Below are 18,339 nucleotides of genomic sequence, written 5' to 3'. Positions count from 1 at the left end.
TCCCGGGTCACATCACCCAGCAACTCACCCAGCGAAGCGTTATCAGCCTTCTGATGCGCCTCACTGGGCGGCATCTCAGGAATCTGGCTACTCACAGTTGCCGTCCTCCACCCGGGGTGTTGTTGTACGGGTCGTCCAGGTCATTGAGCGGAACTCCGCCTGCCTCGGTGCCGGAAAACGCGGGCCGTCCCGGCTCCCCGTAGATGCTTTCGCCGTAAGCTGCGGGAGCTGCCGCTGCTTCATAGAAGGGTTCGCCGGTACCTGCTTCGGTCCTGGGTGCCTGTGCGGGCTGCGGTGGGATGGCAGCGGTTTGGGGAGCCGGAGCGCCTGCGGTGAGGCCGCGGGTGAGGCGGCCGGCCAGGACACCGGCGCCGGCGGCCAGCAGCAGGAAGGTGCCGGGACGGTTCCGGGCGAAGCGCTGGACCTCGCCGAGCAGGTCGCCCGGCTGCTTGTTCTCCAGCCAGGCTGCTACGGATTCACTGCGCTCTGCGGCCTGGCGGATCAGGTCGCTGGCCACGCCCTGCTGGTCCGGGGCGTCCGCCATGCTCTGCAGCTGGCTGGAAATGGTCCGGATGCCCTCGGCCGCCTTCTGCTGCTGCGTGCCGGCCTGGCTGCTCAGGCCCGACTTCGCCTGGCCGAGCAAATCCTTGGCACTGGACTTCGCCTCGGAGGCAACGTTGGCCACCTCTTCCTTGGCCGTCTGGGCGACGCCCTGGGCGGCCGATGCAGCGTGTCCTGCCACCTGGGAGGCTTCATCCTTCGCCGCCTCCTTCTTCGAGGCGGCTGCATCGGTGCCTTGTGGGGAGGCGCCGGGGACCGGGTTGCCGTACTGGTCGAGGGTGCCCGGTGTTGATCCTCCGGGCCACTGGTTCTCAGTCATTAATGCTCTCTCCTTCTTTCGGGGTAGCTAGCGGCAGCATCCCGCACCTGCGCTAATTAGTAAGCTTGATTACTAATTAGATAGTAAGCACACTTGCTATCCCATATGCAAGCGATGAGCAGGTGTTTGCCGGATGTTTTCCCAGATGAAGCCGTTTTCGGCGGACGGGGGCCGGTCCCCGGTGAGGCCGGTTCGAGCGTGGTGTGCCAGGGCGGGGCCGCGAACCCTGGAGTGCCAGCGCTGCGTCACCGGGTCGGCGTGGACCCCTTTCGCGCCTCTTCCGCGGCGCATCCACCACTTGTATGATGTGGACCGGAGAGCCGGGAAGCCTGGTCGGCCCGCACGCCTGAAAGCCTGCGGCACGCACCTGGCAACCGCCTTGTGCGTGAGCGACGAGACCCCGGAACGGACCGGCCATGCACACCGAACCATCCCCCGTTGTCCACACCTCCCGCCTCGTGAAGAACTTCGGGCGGACGGCCGCGCTGGCAGGCCTTGACCTGACCGTCATGCCCGGCGAGGTTCACGGATTCCTCGGACCCAACGGCGCGGGGAAGTCCACAACGCTCCGGATCCTCCTGGGACTGGTCCGGCCCTCCTCCGGAACGGCGAGGGTTTTCGGCATCGACCCCTGGTCCGAGCCGGTCAAGGCGCATCGGGACGTAGCGTACGTTCCCGGGGACGTAACGTTTTGGCCCAACCTGTCCGGCGGCGAGGTCATTGACCTGCTGGCAGGGCTCCGCGGCGGCGCCGACGAAAGCCTGCGCCGGCAGTTGATCGACGAATTCGACTTCGATCCGCGGAAGAAGGCCCGGGCCTACTCTAAGGGCAACAGGCAAAAGGCCGCCCTGATAGCCGCGTTTTCCCGCCGCGCAAAGCTTTACCTGCTGGATGAGCCAAGTTCCGGGCTGGACCCGGTCATGGACGCCGTCTTCCGCCGGCATGTCCGGCGGGTCACCGGGGAGGGGGCCACGGTGCTGCTGTCCAGCCATATCCTGGCGGAGGTGGAACAGCTGTGTGACAGGGTGACCATCATCCGGTCCGGGGCTGCCGTGGAGTCGGGGACCCTGGGGGAGCTCCGGCATCTGACCCGGACCCGGTTCCGGATCACGTCCGCGGCGAGGCCGGAAGTGCTGCCTTCCTGGCGTGGCATCCATAATCTCCGCCAAGACGGCGAGGCTATTGAGTTCGACGCCGACGCCGCCCACCTCGGTTCCGTGCTGGATGCCCTCGCATCGGCCCGTATCACAGGCCTTACCGCCGCGCCGCCCTCCCTGGAAGAGCTTTTCCTGCGCCACTACAGCGAACAGCCCCACGCCCAGCAGAACCGGGTCCGGTAATGGGGGCCGTTCTGCGCCTGGCACTGCTGCAGGCGCGCAGGGACCGGGAAGTTCTGGCAGCGTGGATCCTGGGCATTGCCGGGCTAGGCTTTGTCGCAGCCACGGCCATCACCACACAGTTCGGCGCCGAAAGTGAGCGGGCCGCCCTGATCACCGTGGCGGCCGCCAGTCCGGCTTTCCTTTTTCTTCGCGGGCTCCCTGACGGCATCAGCTCCGGCGCTGTCACATTCTTCCAAGGCTATTCCTTCGCGGCGGTGCTGGCCGGGCTGATGAGTGCATTCCTGGTGGTCCGGCACACGCGGGCCGACGAGGACCAGGGCCGCTTCGAACTCGTCGGTTCCACGGCAGTAACCCGCGCCGCACCCCTGCAGGCCACCCTGGTTCTTGGCACCTGCGCCAACGTGGTCCTCACCTTCGCCGTGGCCGGCGGCTTCACAGGGGCGGGCCTGCCGGTTGGCGGTTCCTTCCTGGCGGGGGCGGCGGTGGGAGCCGTGGGTCTGTTCTTCATGGCGGCCGCGGCCTTGATAGCCCAGCTCATGCCGTCCGCCCGCAGCGCCAACGGTACAGCCGCAACGCTGGTGGGTGCGGCCTATGGATGCCGGGGCGTCGGCGACGCCCTCGGAACCGCCGATGCGTCCCTGCTGCACGTCACTCCTGGCTGGCCCTCCTTACTCTCGCCCATAGGCTGGGGCCAGCGCATTCGGCCCTTTACGGAAGCAGACCCGCTGCCGCTCCTGGTCATTGGCGGCGCCGCCCTGGTCCTGGCGGCGGTGGCCGTGGCGCTCCGTCGCGGAAGGGATCTGGGTGCCAGCTACATCCCGGCCAACGAATCGGGTCCGGAAAGGGCCGGTGCAGGCCTGGCGTCGATGCTTGGGCTCGCCTGGCGCCTGCAGCGCGGAACGCTTGCAGGCTGGTGCTTCACCGCTGCTGCGCTCGGTGCCGTCGCGGGCGGGCTGGGCCCGGTGGTCGGGGACGCCCTGGCCGGCAACCCAGCCCTGAGGGACCTGATGAGCCGCCTGGTGCCCGGCGAAGCAGGCATGGTCGACCTGTTCACCACGGCCATACTCGGTATGGCCGGAGTTATGGCTGCTGCGGCGGGAATCCAAGCGGTGCTGCGGCTCAGGGCGGAAGAAGTGGAAGGGCGGGCGGAACTGCTCTTGGCCGTGCCGGCGTCGCGCGTCCGCTGGCTGGGCGGGGTGCTCGCCGTCGCAGCGATGACGACGACGGCGGTAGCGGCTGCCGCAGGAGCCTCCGCGGCCGCTGTGCTGACCGTTGCGCAGGCAGGGGGCAGCAGTGCCGGTACGGTTTTTGTGGCTGCGGTGGCCCATGTTCCGTCGGCGCTGGTCTTTCCCGCCGTGACAGTGCTGGCGTTTGCGGTGGCACCCCGCTGGAGCAGCGCCGTCGGCTGGGATGCCCTGGCTGCGGCCCTGGTGTTGGGGCAATTCGGGGAACTGCTTGGACTGCCGGCCTGGCTGCAGGACCTGAGCCCGTTCCGGCATTCGTCCGCGATGCCCGTCGAAGCCTTCGATCCGGCCGCCGCAGTGCTGATGGCCGCCGTCGCTATTGCTGCCGCCTCGGCCGCCAGCCGCCTGGTGCGGGAGCGGGACCTCACGGGGTACTAAACGGGTTCCGGATATAAACGTCCTGCCCGCCCAGGAACCAGTAGGCTGCTGCACATTCGAGCACAAACCCAGCGACGCCGATGAGCAGAATCTGAGTGGCGACCCCGACAAGGACAAGCGCCAGGCCCGCCAGAACGGCCAGGATTGCAAACACCATCCGGCGCGGGATCCGGCCCGCCGGTGTTCCTTCTTCCAAGTCCCGGGCCAGGGACGGATCCTGGGCGCTGAGAAGGTTTTCAAGCTCCTCAAGGCGCCTGCGCTCATCATCGGACAATGGCATTGGCCTTCGCCTTCTTTGAGCTCACATTCCATACATGCCTTCACCCATCAGGCTAGGCACCCTCGGCGGGGCCAAACAACGGGTGTTACTCAGTCGTGACTGCGCCCCAGCATTCTTGACACCCCCGTGACGGCCCGCGCCCGGATACAGATCATTCGCTCGCCACGGGGCAGGAAGCTAGGGGTTACGCAACCAGGCTCTTATGATGAGCAGCTCAACTGCGGCGTCCAGCAGGTAAACCTTGCTGATCCTGCCTTTGGCCACGTAAACCAGGTCTATTGCGGTCAGGGTTGCAGCCGTCCCGACACCAAGGCGCTTTGCTGCCGCACCCCCTCCAGCTTGGGATCCTGCACGGAGTTGTTCCAAACCGATGGTTATAAGGAGGCCGGAAACAGTCCGGACCAGCCATTTATCCGTTTTGGGTCCACTGACAGCTTCAAAGCTTCGCATGTGGACCAGCGGCCAGAGCCCGCTGATGACGTAGAAGCTGCCTTGCGATTTGGCCATGCCGGTGTAGGTCATCGTTGCTCCGTTCCACCGGGAATGCAGCCCCGGTCGCGAATGGGTTGACTGAGCGGGTTGGGTTCAGGCTAGCGTTCGATGCAGGCGGCCCCGGGCGTTCCGTGTTTCCAGGTAATGTACGTGCCTTATTGCTGGCGACGGAGATCCAAAATCGCTGTTGCAGTGCTGGCGGCGCCGCCGTGGTGGACGATATGGGGTTTCCCCGGAACCTCAACGAAGCGTCCGTTTGGTGCGGTGGCGGCCAGTTTCTCGGACCAGCCCCGGGGCGCTACGGGGTCACGTGAGCCGCGGATCACCAGGACGGGTTGGGCGACGAGCGCAACCCGCGCTTGAAGGTTGTAGGTCATCATGACGGGGAGCTCGGTGAGGTACCAGCGCAGGCCGGAGCGGGCGTAATCGGTGAATACGGTGGCGTTGCCCCGCGGGCTTTCCCTCAGCGAGTCCAGACCCAGCATCAGGGACTGTTGGAAGACGGTTCGGCGTTCCGGATCTACCACCGGGCCAAGGAGCGCAATGTGGGAGACCATATCCGGGTACTGGAGCGCGAGCTCGGTGGCGAACTGCGTCCCCATTGAGTGTCCGATAACGACGGCGCGGCTCACATCCATTTTGTCGAGTGTTGCGTTGATGTGGTGCGCGTAGTCGGCGACGGAAAGCTGCCGGTCCGGTCGGGGTGTTCCACCGAAACCGGGCAGGTCGATGGCGTGGGTGTCCCCGTGCCGGGCCAGCAGGATCTGAAGCCGCCGGTAATAGCGGTGGGACATGCCGATGCCGTGCAGCAGCACAAAGACTGGGGCCGATGATCCTGGCGGGCCGGCAAGGGTGTGCACGTGGGAGGTCAGGGACCCTGTGGTGACGATCCTGGGCGTCAGCCGCGGGCCCCTCCCGGGCAGGAGCGAGCGGTGCAGGCTTGAAGCAGTCTTGGGCAGTTGGGCGGTTGCGGGGTGCACCGGTGTCCCTTTCGTGATGGGTTGTGCGTTCGGTTTGGTTTTGGTTACCCCAAGGTGGCGAGGGCAGCCGGGGCACTTTCGATGGTGACCTGCGTATCCGCATCAACGGATTTGACTTCACCGTCGATCTGGTACGGGATGGGCTTCAGGGTTGTAAACCGGTAACTGCTCACGCTGGGCTGGTCCCCCAGGCCTTGGGTGGCGGCGCGAAGCGCGGAGATCAGCACGCGCAGCTTCGAGCGGTGGGGGAAGATGACTACTTCGAATTTGCCGTCCGATGCCGCGTCGTCGGCTTCGCTGAGGGTGGCGTACTTGGCCATTTCGGAGATGTTGGCCAGGACGAGACTGTCGAACTTGCGCCGCTTGCCGTTTGCTTGTCGGATCTCGAAAGGTTTGAACTTCGAGAAGGTACGCATCACGGAGAACATCTCCTTCAGCGCGCCTTTACTGCCTTTCTCCAGGTCGATGGCCATGACCGGGGTGAGACCGAACCCGATGTAGGAGTGGGCGTATTCCGCGGGGGCGCCGTTCCCGCCTGTTGTCACCTTCAGGAGGTCGATGTGTCGCACCTCACCGCCGGCGATGGCTGCCTCGAGCGGTTGGGTGCGCGTGGTGCGCCGGTGGTCGTTGGCGTTGCCTGCCGCCATGACGGCACAGACCGCGTTCGGATTGCCGGCCTGCATAACGCCGTTCACTACCTCGTTGTAGCCGCCGTCCCCGCTGACAGAGACCAACAGCACATTCCGGCCGCTGCCGGCAGCCTCCCGGGCGATTTCAACGGCATGGCCGGCATGCGCAGTAGGTTGAAGAGCGACGTCGGCAACGTACGGAAGTAGCTCCGCGAGGCTGGCCTTGAGCTGCTCAGCGAGTTTGGGGGCATCGCCAGTGCTGTTGGGGTTGAAGATAATAATGATTGATTCGAAGGTACGTGCAGTGCTCATGATGGGGGCTCCGTGGGTCAATAGTTCGTCGTATCGTTTTGGACCGCGGGCCGTCCGGCGGCTTGGGGGACCTCGTTGCTGGCTGGCAGCAGGGACTCACTCCCCAATTGGCGCCGGTCCCTAGCTGTTGCCTGCATGGACGATGCTTTCGAAGTCTTCTTGGTGGGCTGGGGCGTCGGCGAGTCCCTCTGGCGTGAGGTCAAGCTCCTCGAGGCTCCTCCGGGCTTCTTTCCCGGGAGCGGCGCCTGGGGATTCGGTGTGGGGGGTGTTCGTCATGGTCGATCCTTTGCTGGTCCTGCCGCTGCGCACGCGGCCAAGGGTGGTCGGCGGGGGAGTTGCGTCTGGGACCTGCACAGGCAGCATGGGACCAGTGTGGCCGGCCGGGCCGCAAGGATGCCTGCGGGCTCGGCCGGATGGTAATTGTCAGCGAGGCGGCTCCGGTCCGCGGACCGGTTTCAGACCAGGGCGTGGTAGCTGGACAGGATATAATCCGCAGCAGCCGGGCCTGTCATCTTCAAGCGCTGCCCGGTGACGGCGCGCTGATCCATGGCGGCCCAGAAAGTGCGCTCTGCCTGTGGAGTTTTCCCTGACAGGCAGCACCAGCTGGTGTAGAGGCCGTACAAGGAGTCGCCGTCAAGAGTGGAGTCGGACTCCGGATCTACGTAGGTGGCTTCGCTGAGGAACTGGTCGAAGTGTGAATGTGCCATCGAAGGGCTCTTTTCACTATGGTGCGGTTGTTCGCCGTTCGGCTACAGCGGTTTCCAACTCAAATGCCTTGCACGGGGCATTGAGGGTAGTAACAGAGAATGACTTGTCATGCTCCGGCACTTCTGGGTGGTGTGAGCAGCCTGGACGGCCGTGCAAACCCTGATCCCTTTGCTGAAACCATGTCGACAACTTCTCTACGGTGTAGACTTTACCCGTAGACCCAGAAATAAGCAAGCTTGCGGACCTCCATTGGGTGGGCTGGCGCTACTCAATAGGAACGGATCTTCATGGCTTCCCAACGGAAAACCTTCAACCACAGCAAAGTGCCCCGAGCCCGCTTGAACAGGGAGCTCGTCCTTTCCACGGCCTTGGCGCTGGTAGATGCCGAAGGCCTTGAGGCCCTCACAATGCGCCGCCTGGGCCAGGAGCTGGGACGGGACCCCATGAGCCTTTATCGCTATGCGGCCAACCGGGCAGCCCTGCTGGACGGGGTGACCGAAGTGGTGCTCGACGAACTGGCCATTTTTCCTGATGATCCGGACTGGCAGGCCCAACTGCGCCGGATCGCGCACGATCTGCGGTTCCTGGCCCTGCGGCATCCCAACGTCGTGCCGCTGCTGGTGACCAGGCCCCTGTCCACTCCATTAGGGTTGCGTCCGCTGGGCACTCTGCGCCCGTTGGAGCAAATTCTGGCCCTGCTGATTGAGGCCGGTTTCTCTCCTGCCGACGCCCTGCACGTCTACCGCGCATATTACGGTTTTCTCTACGGACACATCCTCAACGAGCTGCAGGAATTCATCGTGGATCCGGACGAGAACGAAGCAATCCTGCGCCTGGGCCTGCACCGCCTCCCGAGCAAAGACTTTCCACACCTGCGTGCGCTGGGCCCAGTCCTCGCGGAGTACGACGGCGACGCCGAACTGGACCAAGGATTGAGCATCCTGCTCTCGGGTCTGGCCGCCCAGCTGGACGGGCCTGCTCCGAGGCGCGCGGACCGCTCCAGCCGCTAGCGGGGAACCACGCCCGCCGCTGGGCCGGCGGCGCCTGGAGGGACGCCTAGGGTTGAACCGAGTCGAAGAACCGGTAATCGGTGGGCGGCTCAGCGGTCCCCGCCTCGCGCGATTTCATCTGGATGAAGTCAATGTCCTCTTGGCAGAGCGTGGTTTCGCCGTGGGGGTCCTCACTCGAGGGTTCTCCCGTCGCTGCGCCGATTTCCGCGGTCAGGGTCCGCGGAAGGATTACGCAGCCGGGGTTGTCAATCAGCCACTGCCGTGCTGAGGAGGGAAGCCTGTGCCACTGGTCGCGGATGTTGCTGTCGGTCATGGTGCGCCTTTCTGGTTCTGGTTCACGGCAGGGTGCCGGGGTCAGTCGAAATGTATTTCGGCGGCCGCCTGAAAGGGGGATTCGAGCCGCTGTTCCTCGACCAGCCGAGGGCATCCAGTTCCTCTGTGCTGAGCATCAACGCCGATTCGGTGCGTGCTGGAAGGTTCTGGGTGGTGGTCATGGCGTTCTGCCGAGTCTTGGGGATGCACTGCCGGACCCGGGGGAACGTGGAACGGCTGTGACTGGGGCTCAGGGACCCGAGGCCGGATCCCTGGGTGAAGATAGCTGTCGATGTCTGTTCCGCCGAAGCAGTCCGGTCACGTCCGCCCTCGTTGTCCTTGATCCTGCGGTCAGCGTTGAGATGACTCGACACCGTGCACCCGATACGCGTGGGTGCTGGCAGGAACGGGCTCTTTTTTCGGGGAACCGGATGTCCAGTCTCGACGTCCCGATGTAGTGCGAGTCTACGCCCTCAGGGTGCTCATAAGGGCTTGACCGAAGGAGAAGTTCTTAGCCGTCAGGGCTTTGCAGCACCATGGCGCTCTGCGGGGGGCGGAGACGGGGCCGCTTCGCGGAACGAGGGACGCAGCCCGGACCGGTATGCAGAGTCGATGACAGGTTTTAGTTCGTCGAGCACAGTGCGGTTTCCGGGGAGAACAACGTGCGCCAGGAATTCAGACTCAAGGGTGGCAACGCCTGCCGCCGTTGCTCCCAGCTTGGCATCTATTGCCAGAACCATGGCGTGCCACATCCTCCGCCTGTCGCGTTCCAGGAATTTTTCGCTCACTTCGCGAGTGTGGCCGTCCGCTTTATCTCTTCCGGGTGCCGGAGCAATATCCGGCTGCGGCAATGCAACCACGATCCGGAACTGCCTTCCGTCGCCCCTGAATGCGATGGCGCTGAGGTTTCCACGCTGACTGAAAAGAACGTCCGTCGCCCCATGATTCATTAGTGCTCGTTCAATGTGTTCCCGGGAGGCCCCGCAGCTGACGGAGCCGCCCCGGGTGTAAGGACTGTTCATCGTCCAACTATGCGCCCTTCGGCTAGGCCTTCCAATACCCCAGGGAGGCGGCCTCCTTGGAGTCTCAGTGGGATGGGACTTTTCTGATCTGTCAGAGATCCGCCGTATCCGCTCGGCTCCCTCCGGAGCAGCTGCACCAGGGGTAAGGTTGGGCGCGCGGGGCAGTGTCCGAATTTGGGAACAACGGGAAGACGCGGGGTGTGGGCGTGAACGAGTACGAGGCCTCATTGGTCATCAAGTCCGGTGCCGAGTTGCTGTTATCCGCTTCAACCGACCCCCGCTCCGATGAGGGCTATGCGGCTGTTAGGGCCAACATTTCGCAAGCGTTGGAACTCATGGCGGAAGCGCTGGCGAACTTTGAAGCTGGTGTGGGTGGACCCAGCCGGTCAACCGGCTGGGTCCAGGACCTTCGCCGCGTCGCGGACGACTTAGCGGAAAAGTAGCGCACGCCAGGGACAAGTTGCACGTCCGTCCGGCGCGGAAACCAGGGCATTCCCTTGCTTCGGGAAGTGCCGGACACCATGGCGCTTAAAGCAAGCTGGGCTGGCTCGCCAGAATGTAGTCCACCGCGGCGGGGCCGGTCATTGACAGCCCTGGCCAAACCCGCTGTCCTGCGGCGGGGTGTTTCTCATGATGCCCCTGCTGACTCAGGGCTGCCCAGAGTGACGTGTCTGAGCAAGGCCTTTCGTCGTTGAGCAGGCACCAGCTCAGGTACACCCCATACAGTTCGCCTTCGCGCAGGCCGGAATGCTTCTCCGGGTTGCAGGTGATGCATTCGGTAAGAAAACGGGTGCAGTTCGCGCTCATGTTTGTAGACCTCCTGCTAGCTGGGCCCCGCCAGCTGTGTTCACGGCCGGCGGGAGGCGGCAAAGAGCCGATCCCAGTTGCTGTTCGTAGCGGTAGCCCGAATGGATGGGTCGACTTTTAGCCGTGGGCTTCGGGGTGGGGTGGCGGCCGCTGAGCTGCGGTCGACGACCTTTCCGCCGCGCTGGACCACAAGACTGCCATCGGCAAGGCCCGCGGCATTATCAAGGCCCGAAATTCCCCTGGCTTGCGATGCCGGAGCGTAGGTTCCTTAAGCGGCGATGCCCGTCGCGCGAGTCCTCATTGGTCAGATGGTGGACGTCTTCGCAGTTCAGCCGGCTGCGCCCGGATTGTAGGATCCTACGGACGGACTCAATCAACAGTTTCAGTATAGTTTTGCGACGCTGAGACAAGGATTTGTAAAACTTGTAAAATTTTTCCCTGCTGCGCGTCACGATTCGCCGTCGAGCGAGTTTTAGAAAAGGGACCAGACTGTGAAGCTCGTCCCCGCGACAGTGTTTATGCGGTTGGGTCCGCAAGGGGGAAATGTGTATGACAGACGAATCTGGCGGCTTTGAGGCTGCCGAAAATCAAGATCAGTTCCGCGACGTTGCCGGGGCTGCAGGTACGGCAAACGCCGCCCCTCCAACGGTTGATCCGACTACGGCCGCGGATGAGGATCTCGTCAGGGGCGTTGAGGCCAACGACACGGCAGCCATCGAGGAACTGTACCGAAGGCACGCTCCCGGGGTGAAGAACTATGCGAAGAGCCTGGTGCGCAACAGCTTCGACGCGGACGATGTTTTCTCCGAGGCGTTCTACAAAGTAGTACGCGCCATCCAGCGCGGGAATGGACCCACCGGCCCCTTCCGCCCCTATCTGTTAAGGGCTGTGAGGACCTGCGCTGCTGATCAGTGGGAGGCCCAGTCCCGGCAGGATCTGGTCCGGGAACCGGAGGAGTTGCCGGCAGATGACCAAGGTTACGAGGACGTCCTCAACGAAAACGACCGAAACCTTGCCGGAGCCGCGTTCGCTTCGCTCCCCGTGCGTTGGCAGACAGTGCTGTGGCACCTGGACGTTGAGGGCCATCCGCCCCGCCGCGTTGCACCTCTGCTAGGAATTGAACCTAACGCAGTCTCGGCTGTAGCTGTGCGTGCCCGGCGTGGACTGCGTAAAGCCTACCTCGAGGCGTACACCCTGTCCTCCGCGGACGAGGACTGCCAACCGGTGCTTCCCTTGCTGGTGAAATCCGTTCTCCACGAACTGACGCCTGCCGAGGATGCCAGGTTACGGAAGCATCTGGACCACTGCCCCAAATGTACTGTCGCCGTCGGGGAACTGCAGGACACCCGGTCCACTATGCGACGCGCTGTAGGACCATGGTTCCTTGGAATCCCTGCGGCTTCGCCCTTCGTTGGCAGCTCTGCAGTCATGCACCCCGTTGACCCTGCATCCTACGCGGGTCTGCACGCCGGGGGCATGAACCTCGGTGTGTGGGCAGGCGGGCTGGCCTGCGCAGCTGCCGCCGTTGTCATCGCGATGGCTGCAGCCACCGGCATCAAATCCCTGCAACCCGGCCTCCGAGGAAGTCCGGCTCCCTCATCACAGGCTATGACGGCTGCCGCTGTTGTCCCCGGCGGCAACCCCACGCAGTCCCCGTCCCCGGAACCAGCGTCGGAACCGGCCCCGGCAGATATCCCGGAAGCAGGGCTATCTTCCCAACTACCGCTCCATGCTCCAGAGGCTGCGACTCGTTTCGCTGCCGGTCAGGCTTCCGCGGCCATCCCTGGGGCCGGTCCCGATCCCCGCACTGCCGCCGCTACAGAGGCTGAGCATCAGCTGCTTCCTCCCAACCTTCCCTCGGATCTGCCGTCAGTGCCACCCGTCACGGCACAACCGGTTCCACCGGTTGTGCCACTTCCCACGGGTACTATGCTGCCGGCGCCGGCTCTGCCCACTTCCACCCCGGGTGTTCCGTCGCAGACTTCCCCTCCAGTCACGACGCCTGTCGCTCCAACACCAACCCAGCCCAGTACGGGCTGTGTCATCCGGATTGAGTGGTGGTTGTGCTTGTAGAGGTGTCTGCTCGGCCCTCCGCATCGAGAGTCTGAGCAGAAGTAGCAGAAAAAAATTAAACGTCACCGCGTCATGTTTTTATTCGTGCGCGGTGTTAAGAGGGGACGCCCAGGCGGGTTCCCAGGCCGAAAAGCTCATTGGTTCTCAGACAATGCCTGCTCTTTGGCTATTCACAAAGCAGCCGTGCCACGTGGCCCCGGCGTGAGTTGAAGGAGGTCAGGACCGAATACGGGTCAAGATCCAGCACGGGTCCCGGCGGGATCCGAGGCTGTGCGTAAACGGATATCTAGGGCGGTCTTCGCACACCGCTGAAAAATGGGGGAGAGCACTTGCGCACCGTTCACGGACCAACGATGCATCCCGGATTCCTTGGAACCAGAAACCCTGGTTTCACCGACACCTTGTAAGGGGTGCAGCAATTGGCTGACGTCAATAACCGCTCCGAGGGCAGGACGCTAAGTCCCTACCCGGCGCCATCTTTGCCAAAGACAACAGTTGGAGGGCCTCAATGCTAGCGCTCCAGCGAACAAAGCAACGTCCAGGAACTCATGCAGCCGGGCAGCGTAAACGCCGCGGGCTGGGGCTGCTCACTAGCAGCGCACTGATAGCCGGAATGCTGAGCGCGGGCAGCGTCGCTGTTACAGCCGCTCCCGCGACGGCCGCCGAGGCTTTGAGCTGCGGATCGGTGTATTCAATTCAGGGCGCGGCTCCGCGCAACCTCTGGCAGGTGGACACTGCCACCGGCACCCAGACCAGCGTCGGCACCTTCAACATCTCGGGCTCCACCCAGAACCTCAACGGCCTGGGTATCGCCGCTGACGGCAGCGCCGCCTTCGGGGTACTGCCCAACACCGGCAACAACGGACGCACCGTGTACCGCCACGACCGTGCCACTGAAACCACGTCAGCCCTGGGCGCAGGCGAAGCAGGGACACCTGTCACGCACGGCGCTATCAATCCTGATACCGGGTTCTATTACTACGGCGGGTTTAGCGGCGACAGCATCCAGATCTACGGTTTCAACACCGCCACCAACACCTCAATTGGTCTGGTGGCCAGCGGAGACATCCCCAACGCCGGTGCCAACGGTGACTGGGCCTTCGACAGGCAGGGTCGCCTCTACGTTGTCGGTGGTGGGGATGTTCAGAGCATCCTTGCAGTCATCCAGCAGCAGCTCCCAACAACCTCCGGCACGCCGATCGCCGTCACCGCGAGCGAAATGGTTGCCGTCGCCACCCCGCAGCCGGTGAACGGCATCGCCTTCGGCGGTGACGGAATGCTCTACCTCGGCAGTTCCAATACCCTGCGCCAGGTAGATCCCGTCACCGGCGCGGTGACCAACAGCGAGCCCTTCTCGCAGACGGGCTCCGTCGACCTCGGGTCCTGCGCCACCCCGAACACCATTACGGTGCAGAAGAACTTCCCCAACGGACGCGTTTCGGCTGGCCACCAGGCAACGGTCACCCTCAGCGGTGGCACGCTCCCGTCGGCCATCCAAGGAACCACCGCTGGTGACGACCCCGGACTGCAGTCTCAGCCTGCTGAAATCGCGGGCCCAGTCTTCGGCCGCGCGGGCGTCACGTACAGCATTTCCGAGAGCGGCTCCGGAACCACCCCGGGCAGCCCGACTGCTGCCGGCTATGCCTCAAGCTGGACGTGCATTAACGAGAACAACGGTGCCACCATCACCAGCGGAACCGGCACGAGCGGCGAGTTCACGATGCCGGCAGCAGGATCCGATGGCGTGGCCATCGTCTGCACGTTCACGAACGCCGCCCAGATGACCGCACTGACGCTGGACAAACGCGCCGAAGCGCCCACCGGGAACACGGCCGGTTCCACTGTGACGTACGCCTTTGACGTGACCAACACCGGCACAGTGCCGCTGGAAACCGTCACAGTAGCGGACCCGCTGCTCGGCACCGTTACCTGCCCTGCAGGTCCCCTGGCGGTAGGCGCCACTACCACCTGCACCGCCGCCCCATACGTCCTCACCCAGAACGACGTCAACACCGGTGAAGTCAATAACACCGCAACCGCGACGGGAACCACTGCCGGGCTCCCCGACGCCACCGACGACGACTCAACCACAACCGATATTCCGGCTGCACCGGCACTGACGCTGGAAAAAGACGCGGGCACGCCCGTGGATGTGAACAACTCCGGTATCACCGACGCCGGCGACACCATCCTCTACACCTTTGCTGTCACAAACAGCGGAAACCTCCCTCTCACCGGCCTCTCCATTTCGGATGACCTGTTGAGCAGTCAGGCCCCTGCCATCGGTGTTACCTGTTTGGCAACCTCCCTGGCTCCGGCGGCAGCCACAACGTGTACTGCGGATCAGCCGTACACGATCACCGCCGCCAATGAAGCGGCTGGCGAGGTCGTCAACGTTGCCACCGCTAACGGCGTGACCCCCGGCAATGCCCCTGTTGCATCGAACCAGGACAGCACGCGCACCGTAGTCACCGCCCAGCAGAACCTGCTGGTCTTGGAAAAGGCAGCGGGGGTGCCCGTTGATGTCAATGCTTCGGGAATCACGGACGCCGGCGACACCATCGAGTACACCTTCAACGTCACCAACAACGGCAACGTACCCGTGGCCGACATTGTGGTCGACGATGACCTGCTCAGCGGGCTGACCCCCTCCATCACGGTCAGCTGCGAGGAAAGCACGCTGGCCCCGGGGCAATCGACTGAGTGTGCGGCCAGCGCTCTCTACGTAGTCACCGAAGCTGATGAGGTTGCCGGATCAGTTGAGAACACCGCCACCGCAAACGGTACGGATCCCGACGGCGATCCCGTGGTGTCCGGCCCTGACAGCACCAGCACTGAAGTGACGGTTCCCCGGCCTGCCCTGGTTATTGAAAAGACTGCCGGAACACCGGCGGACCTTAACAACTCAGGGATCACCGACGCCGGTGACACCATCGAGTACACGTTCAGGATCATCAACACCGGCAACGTGGCGCTCCACGACGTCGGTGTCAACGATCCGCTGGTCGGTAATGTTACCTGCACGCCAAGCACGCCCACATTCGCGCCAGGCGTATCCCTGCCCGCAGGAGGATCCCTCGACTGCGTTGCAGACAATCTGTACGTCATAACCGAGGCTGATGAGGCCAAGGGATCCGTGGATAACACCGCCACCGGTACGGGTACTGACCCTGACGACAACCCGGTCAATTCGGAAGAAGACACAACGTCCACTCCCGTGCAGACTCCCGCTCCGGCCCTGTCCATCGACAAAGTCGCCGGTGCTCCCGTGGATGTCAACTCCTCGGGGATCACCGACGCCGGTGACACCATTCAGTACACGTTCACTGTCGCCAACACGGGCAACGTTCCTGTCCGGAACATCGCCATTGTTGATCCCCTCGTGGGAGCAGTGACATGCGCGGCAGCCGAACTGCCCGTTGGCGGAAGCACCAACTGCTCCGCGAACGCGGTCTACGTAGTGACCGAAGCAGACGAGATCGATGGTTCAGTGGACAACTCAGCCACTGCCACCGGTATCGATCCCGACGGCGGTCCGGTCACTTCCGTGCCGGACACCACCACCACTGAAGTGGAGCTGCCCAACCCCTCCCTGGTCATCGAAAAGACGGCCGCGGCACCTGTCGATGTCAACAACTCCGGGATCACGGACGCCGGCGACACCATTCAGTACACGTTCCGGGTTACCAACGACGGAAACGTGCCGGTCGGCTCGGTTGCGGTTGTTGATCCGATTGCCGGAGCGGTAACCTGTGCGGCCACCGTCCTGGCGCCTGGGGCCTCTACCGATTGCGCCGCCAACGCGGTGTACACCATCACGGCCAGTGATGAGACGGCGAACGTTGTCACCAACACCGCCCACGCAACCGGTACCGATCCCGATGCCGGAGTGGTGGAGTCAGACCCTGACTCAACCAACACTCCCGTTACGGAACAGGCTCCGGTTCTGACGCTGGACAAGAGCGCCGGGGATCCGCTCGACGCCAACGACAGCGGCACAGTTGATGCGGGTGACACGATCGAGTACACGTTCGTCGTAACCAATGACGGCAACGTCCCTGTGCGCGAGATCCAGCTCAACGATCCGATCGCCGGGGCGGTCACCTGCGAAGAGCTTGAGCTCGGCGTGGGCGAGTCAACCAACTGCTCGGCTGACGAGCTGTACGTGATCACGCAGGCAAACATGGATGCCGGACAGGTTGTTAACGTTGCTACCGCAGCGGGGACCGACCCGGACAATGAGCCGGTCCTCTCCAACGAGGATTCGACCACAACCACCATTGCCCGTGCCGCTGAGCTCCAGATCGAGAAGAACGCGGAACTGCTTGATGGCGACGGCGACAAGCTGGCCGACGTAAACGAAACCATCCAGTACTCCTTCACCGTGACCAACACCGGCAACGTGACCATCACTGACGTTCGCGTCGATGACCCGAAGGCTGGAGCAGTCACCTGCACGGAGACCGTCCTCGCCCCGGGTGCTTCGACAACATGCGCCGCAGACGAGCAGTACGTGGTGACCCAGGCCGACGTTGATGCAGGTTCTGTGGACAACGTGGCCACCGCGGCCGGCACTCCGCCGGACGGCATGGAACCGGTGGTTTCCGTACCGGATACCACGTCCACTGGTGCGCACGTGATGCAGGCGCTCAAGCTCGAAAAGGACAACGTGCTCCGTGATGGGGACGGCGACGGCGTAGCCGACGCCGGAGAAATCATCGGGTACACCTTCAAGGCGACCAATACGGGCACCGTGACGCTGAAGGATCTTCAGATCGATGATCCCAAGCTGAACACCGCCGGCATCTCCGTGACCTGCCCTGCCACCACAGTGGCGCCTGGTGAGTCTGTGACCTGCGCTGCGGATTACAAGGTACAGGGTTCTGACCTGGCCTCCGGAAACCCGATCCAGAACGTGGCCAGCGCCAAGGCGTTCGGACTCGGCGGAGCAGCGCTTTCACCCGAGGATGCGACCGAGACCCCTGTTACGAAGAAGGATAACGGCGCACCGCTGGCCAACACCGGCGCACCGTTGGCTAACACCGGTGGCGTCGCATTCATGGCAGGCGGCATCGGAGTCCTGCTCCTTGTCGGAGGGCTGGCTCTGGCCTTGGTCCTCCGCCGCCGTCGAGCATAAGGAGCTGACGTAGTCCTTAGACAGTAAGGGCTGAACCGAAACAGTGCCCGGGACCTGTTATCCCGCTCTCCCGGGCACTGTTTCCCCGCGGCAGAAGAACTGCCACCCAAGACTTCCCGGCCAGCCCGGGATGCGCGAGAGCGGCGACCGGACAACGTCCCCCCGGACAACCCCCCGGCCGCCGCTTTCGTGTATCCGCACAAGGAGAGACGATGATTAAGACCTACACCCCCGCGTCCATCGCATCATGGGAATCAACCCTTGCCGCAAGAACGGAGCTTTGCCTTTCGGTCGCCGGCATCAACAGAGGCAAACTGACGCTGTACGCAGGACCGGGCGCCAAAGGCCGCGAACCAGTGGCGATCCTCACTGGCCTGGACAGCGGGACGTACATCAGCCGCGCCCAAGCAACTGAAATAGAACAATGGGTCGCGGCGATGCTTGAGGCTGCTACAGAGCTCATTCACCCGGTGAAATCGCACAGTGACAGTGGGATTGCTTCCTCCGTGCTGCTGACCGCATAACCACACATCAATGGGCCAGCAGCCCAGGGGCGGCAAAAAGACCCTTGGGGGTTCCGTTCACGCTGGAAAGTCTGCAGGAGGTGATAGAGCGTCGGCGGGAAGGGCGCAGGAGGTGAGAGAGCGTCGGCGGGAAGGGCGCAGGAGGTGAGAGAGCGTCGGCGGGAAGGGCGCAGGAGGTGAGAGAGCGTGCCTGCGCTTGACGGCCCGAAAC

The 18,339-nt window shown here is 63.8% G+C and carries 18 protein-coding genes; 7 read left to right on the top strand and 11 right to left on the bottom strand.

Annotation, left to right across the window (positions count from 1 at the left end; genetic code table 11):
• Positions 1 to 91: 91 nt before the first annotated feature.
• The gene (locus AC5RUU_RS02760) at positions 92 to 880 is read right to left on the bottom strand and encodes a hypothetical protein (protein ID WP_493973664.1); all 789 of its coding nucleotides are present in this window, start codon (positions 878 to 880) and stop codon (positions 92 to 94) included.
• A 416-nt stretch (positions 881 to 1,296) separates the two neighbouring features.
• On the opposite strand from AC5RUU_RS02760, the gene AC5RUU_RS02755 reads away from it, so the two are divergent.
• Together AC5RUU_RS02755 and AC5RUU_RS02750 are read left to right on the top strand one after the other, a co-directional pair.
• Entirely contained in the window at positions 1,297 to 2,220 is a 924-nt protein-coding gene (locus AC5RUU_RS02755) for an ABC transporter ATP-binding protein (RefSeq protein ID WP_493973663.1), read from the top strand.
• Positions 2,220 to 3,842 (top strand): ABC transporter permease, encoded by a 1,623-nt coding sequence (locus tag AC5RUU_RS02750; protein ID WP_493973662.1) that lies wholly within the window; start codon positions 2,220 to 2,222, stop codon positions 3,840 to 3,842. Before AC5RUU_RS02755 ends, AC5RUU_RS02750 begins: the two co-directional genes overlap by 1 nt.
• Here AC5RUU_RS02750 and AC5RUU_RS02745 read toward each other — a convergent pair.
• The 6 genes from AC5RUU_RS02745 to AC5RUU_RS02720 all read right to left on the bottom strand — a co-directional run bounded on the left by AC5RUU_RS02745 (position 3,829) and on the right by AC5RUU_RS02720 (position 7,242).
• The gene (locus AC5RUU_RS02745) at positions 3,829 to 4,122 is read right to left on the bottom strand and encodes a DUF3040 domain-containing protein (protein ID WP_493973661.1); all 294 of its coding nucleotides are present in this window, start codon (positions 4,120 to 4,122) and stop codon (positions 3,829 to 3,831) included. The genes AC5RUU_RS02750 and AC5RUU_RS02745 overlap by 14 nt on opposite strands.
• A 177-nt stretch (positions 4,123 to 4,299) precedes the next feature.
• Entirely contained in the window at positions 4,300 to 4,644 is a 345-nt protein-coding gene (locus tag AC5RUU_RS02740; protein WP_493973660.1) for a hypothetical protein, read from the bottom strand.
• A 125-nt stretch (positions 4,645 to 4,769) separates the two neighbouring features.
• Positions 4,770 to 5,594 carry an alpha/beta fold hydrolase gene (locus AC5RUU_RS02735; RefSeq protein ID WP_493973659.1) on the bottom strand — a complete coding sequence of 275 codons (825 nt, stop codon included), beginning with the start codon at positions 5,592 to 5,594 and terminating at the stop codon, positions 4,770 to 4,772.
• Positions 5,595 to 5,638: 44 nt separating this feature from the next.
• The gene (locus tag AC5RUU_RS02730) at positions 5,639 to 6,535 is read right to left on the bottom strand and encodes a diacylglycerol/lipid kinase family protein (protein WP_493973658.1); all 897 of its coding nucleotides are present in this window, start codon (positions 6,533 to 6,535) and stop codon (positions 5,639 to 5,641) included.
• Positions 6,536 to 6,655: 120 nt separating this feature from the next.
• Complete coding sequence (locus AC5RUU_RS02725) at positions 6,656 to 6,811, bottom strand: hypothetical protein (RefSeq protein ID WP_493973657.1); 156 nt, start codon at positions 6,809 to 6,811, stop codon at positions 6,656 to 6,658.
• Positions 6,812 to 6,990: 179 nt separating this feature from the next.
• A complete protein-coding gene (locus tag AC5RUU_RS02720) occupies positions 6,991 to 7,242 on the bottom strand; it encodes a hypothetical protein (RefSeq protein WP_493973656.1) in 252 nt (83 codons plus the stop codon).
• Positions 7,243 to 7,530: 288 nt separating this feature from the next.
• Here AC5RUU_RS02720 and AC5RUU_RS02715 point away from each other — a divergent pair, with 288 nt between their 5' ends.
• Positions 7,531 to 8,253 (top strand): TetR/AcrR family transcriptional regulator C-terminal domain-containing protein, encoded by a 723-nt coding sequence (locus tag AC5RUU_RS02715; protein ID WP_493973655.1) that lies wholly within the window; start codon positions 7,531 to 7,533, stop codon positions 8,251 to 8,253.
• 46 nt (positions 8,254 to 8,299) lie between these two features.
• Here the strand turns inward: AC5RUU_RS02715 and AC5RUU_RS02710 are convergent, their stop codons facing one another.
• From AC5RUU_RS02710 to AC5RUU_RS02700, 3 genes are all read right to left on the bottom strand, one after another.
• Positions 8,300 to 8,566 carry a hypothetical protein gene (locus AC5RUU_RS02710; RefSeq protein ID WP_493973654.1) on the bottom strand — a complete coding sequence of 89 codons (267 nt, stop codon included), beginning with the start codon at positions 8,564 to 8,566 and terminating at the stop codon, positions 8,300 to 8,302.
• Between the two features lie 22 nt (positions 8,567 to 8,588).
• Entirely contained in the window at positions 8,589 to 8,939 is a 351-nt protein-coding gene (locus AC5RUU_RS02705) for a hypothetical protein (RefSeq protein WP_493973653.1), read from the bottom strand.
• 144 nt (positions 8,940 to 9,083) lie between these two features.
• Positions 9,084 to 9,353 (bottom strand): hypothetical protein, encoded by a 270-nt coding sequence (locus AC5RUU_RS02700; RefSeq protein WP_493973652.1) that lies wholly within the window; start codon positions 9,351 to 9,353, stop codon positions 9,084 to 9,086.
• Positions 9,354 to 9,751: 398 nt separating this feature from the next.
• On the opposite strand from AC5RUU_RS02700, the gene AC5RUU_RS02695 reads away from it, so the two are divergent.
• Positions 9,752 to 10,030 (top strand): hypothetical protein, encoded by a 279-nt coding sequence (locus tag AC5RUU_RS02695; protein ID WP_493973651.1) that lies wholly within the window; start codon positions 9,752 to 9,754, stop codon positions 10,028 to 10,030.
• Positions 10,031 to 10,115: 85 nt separating this feature from the next.
• Here AC5RUU_RS02695 and AC5RUU_RS02690 read toward each other — a convergent pair whose 3' ends face one another.
• On the bottom strand, positions 10,116 to 10,394 hold the full coding sequence (locus tag AC5RUU_RS02690; protein ID WP_493973650.1) for a hypothetical protein: 279 nt from the start codon (positions 10,392 to 10,394) through the stop codon (positions 10,116 to 10,118).
• 543 nt (positions 10,395 to 10,937) lie between these two features.
• Between AC5RUU_RS02690 and AC5RUU_RS02685 the strand changes: the two genes are divergently transcribed.
• From AC5RUU_RS02685 to AC5RUU_RS02675, 3 genes are all read left to right on the top strand, one after another.
• Positions 10,938 to 12,467, top strand: coding sequence for a sigma-70 family RNA polymerase sigma factor (locus tag AC5RUU_RS02685; protein ID WP_493973649.1), 1,530 nt, complete (start codon positions 10,938 to 10,940; stop codon positions 12,465 to 12,467).
• A 727-nt stretch (positions 12,468 to 13,194) separates the two neighbouring features.
• The gene (locus AC5RUU_RS02680) at positions 13,195 to 17,604 is read left to right on the top strand and encodes a beta strand repeat-containing protein (RefSeq protein ID WP_493973648.1); all 4,410 of its coding nucleotides are present in this window, start codon (positions 13,195 to 13,197) and stop codon (positions 17,602 to 17,604) included.
• Positions 17,605 to 17,816: 212 nt separating this feature from the next.
• Positions 17,817 to 18,128 (top strand): hypothetical protein, encoded by a 312-nt coding sequence (locus tag AC5RUU_RS02675; RefSeq protein WP_493973647.1) that lies wholly within the window; start codon positions 17,817 to 17,819, stop codon positions 18,126 to 18,128.
• The last annotated feature ends 211 nt before the right edge of the window (positions 18,129 to 18,339 follow it).

The organism is Arthrobacter sp. K4-10C (assembly GCF_059090085.1).
This window is presented reverse-complemented; position numbering and strand designations above follow the sequence as displayed.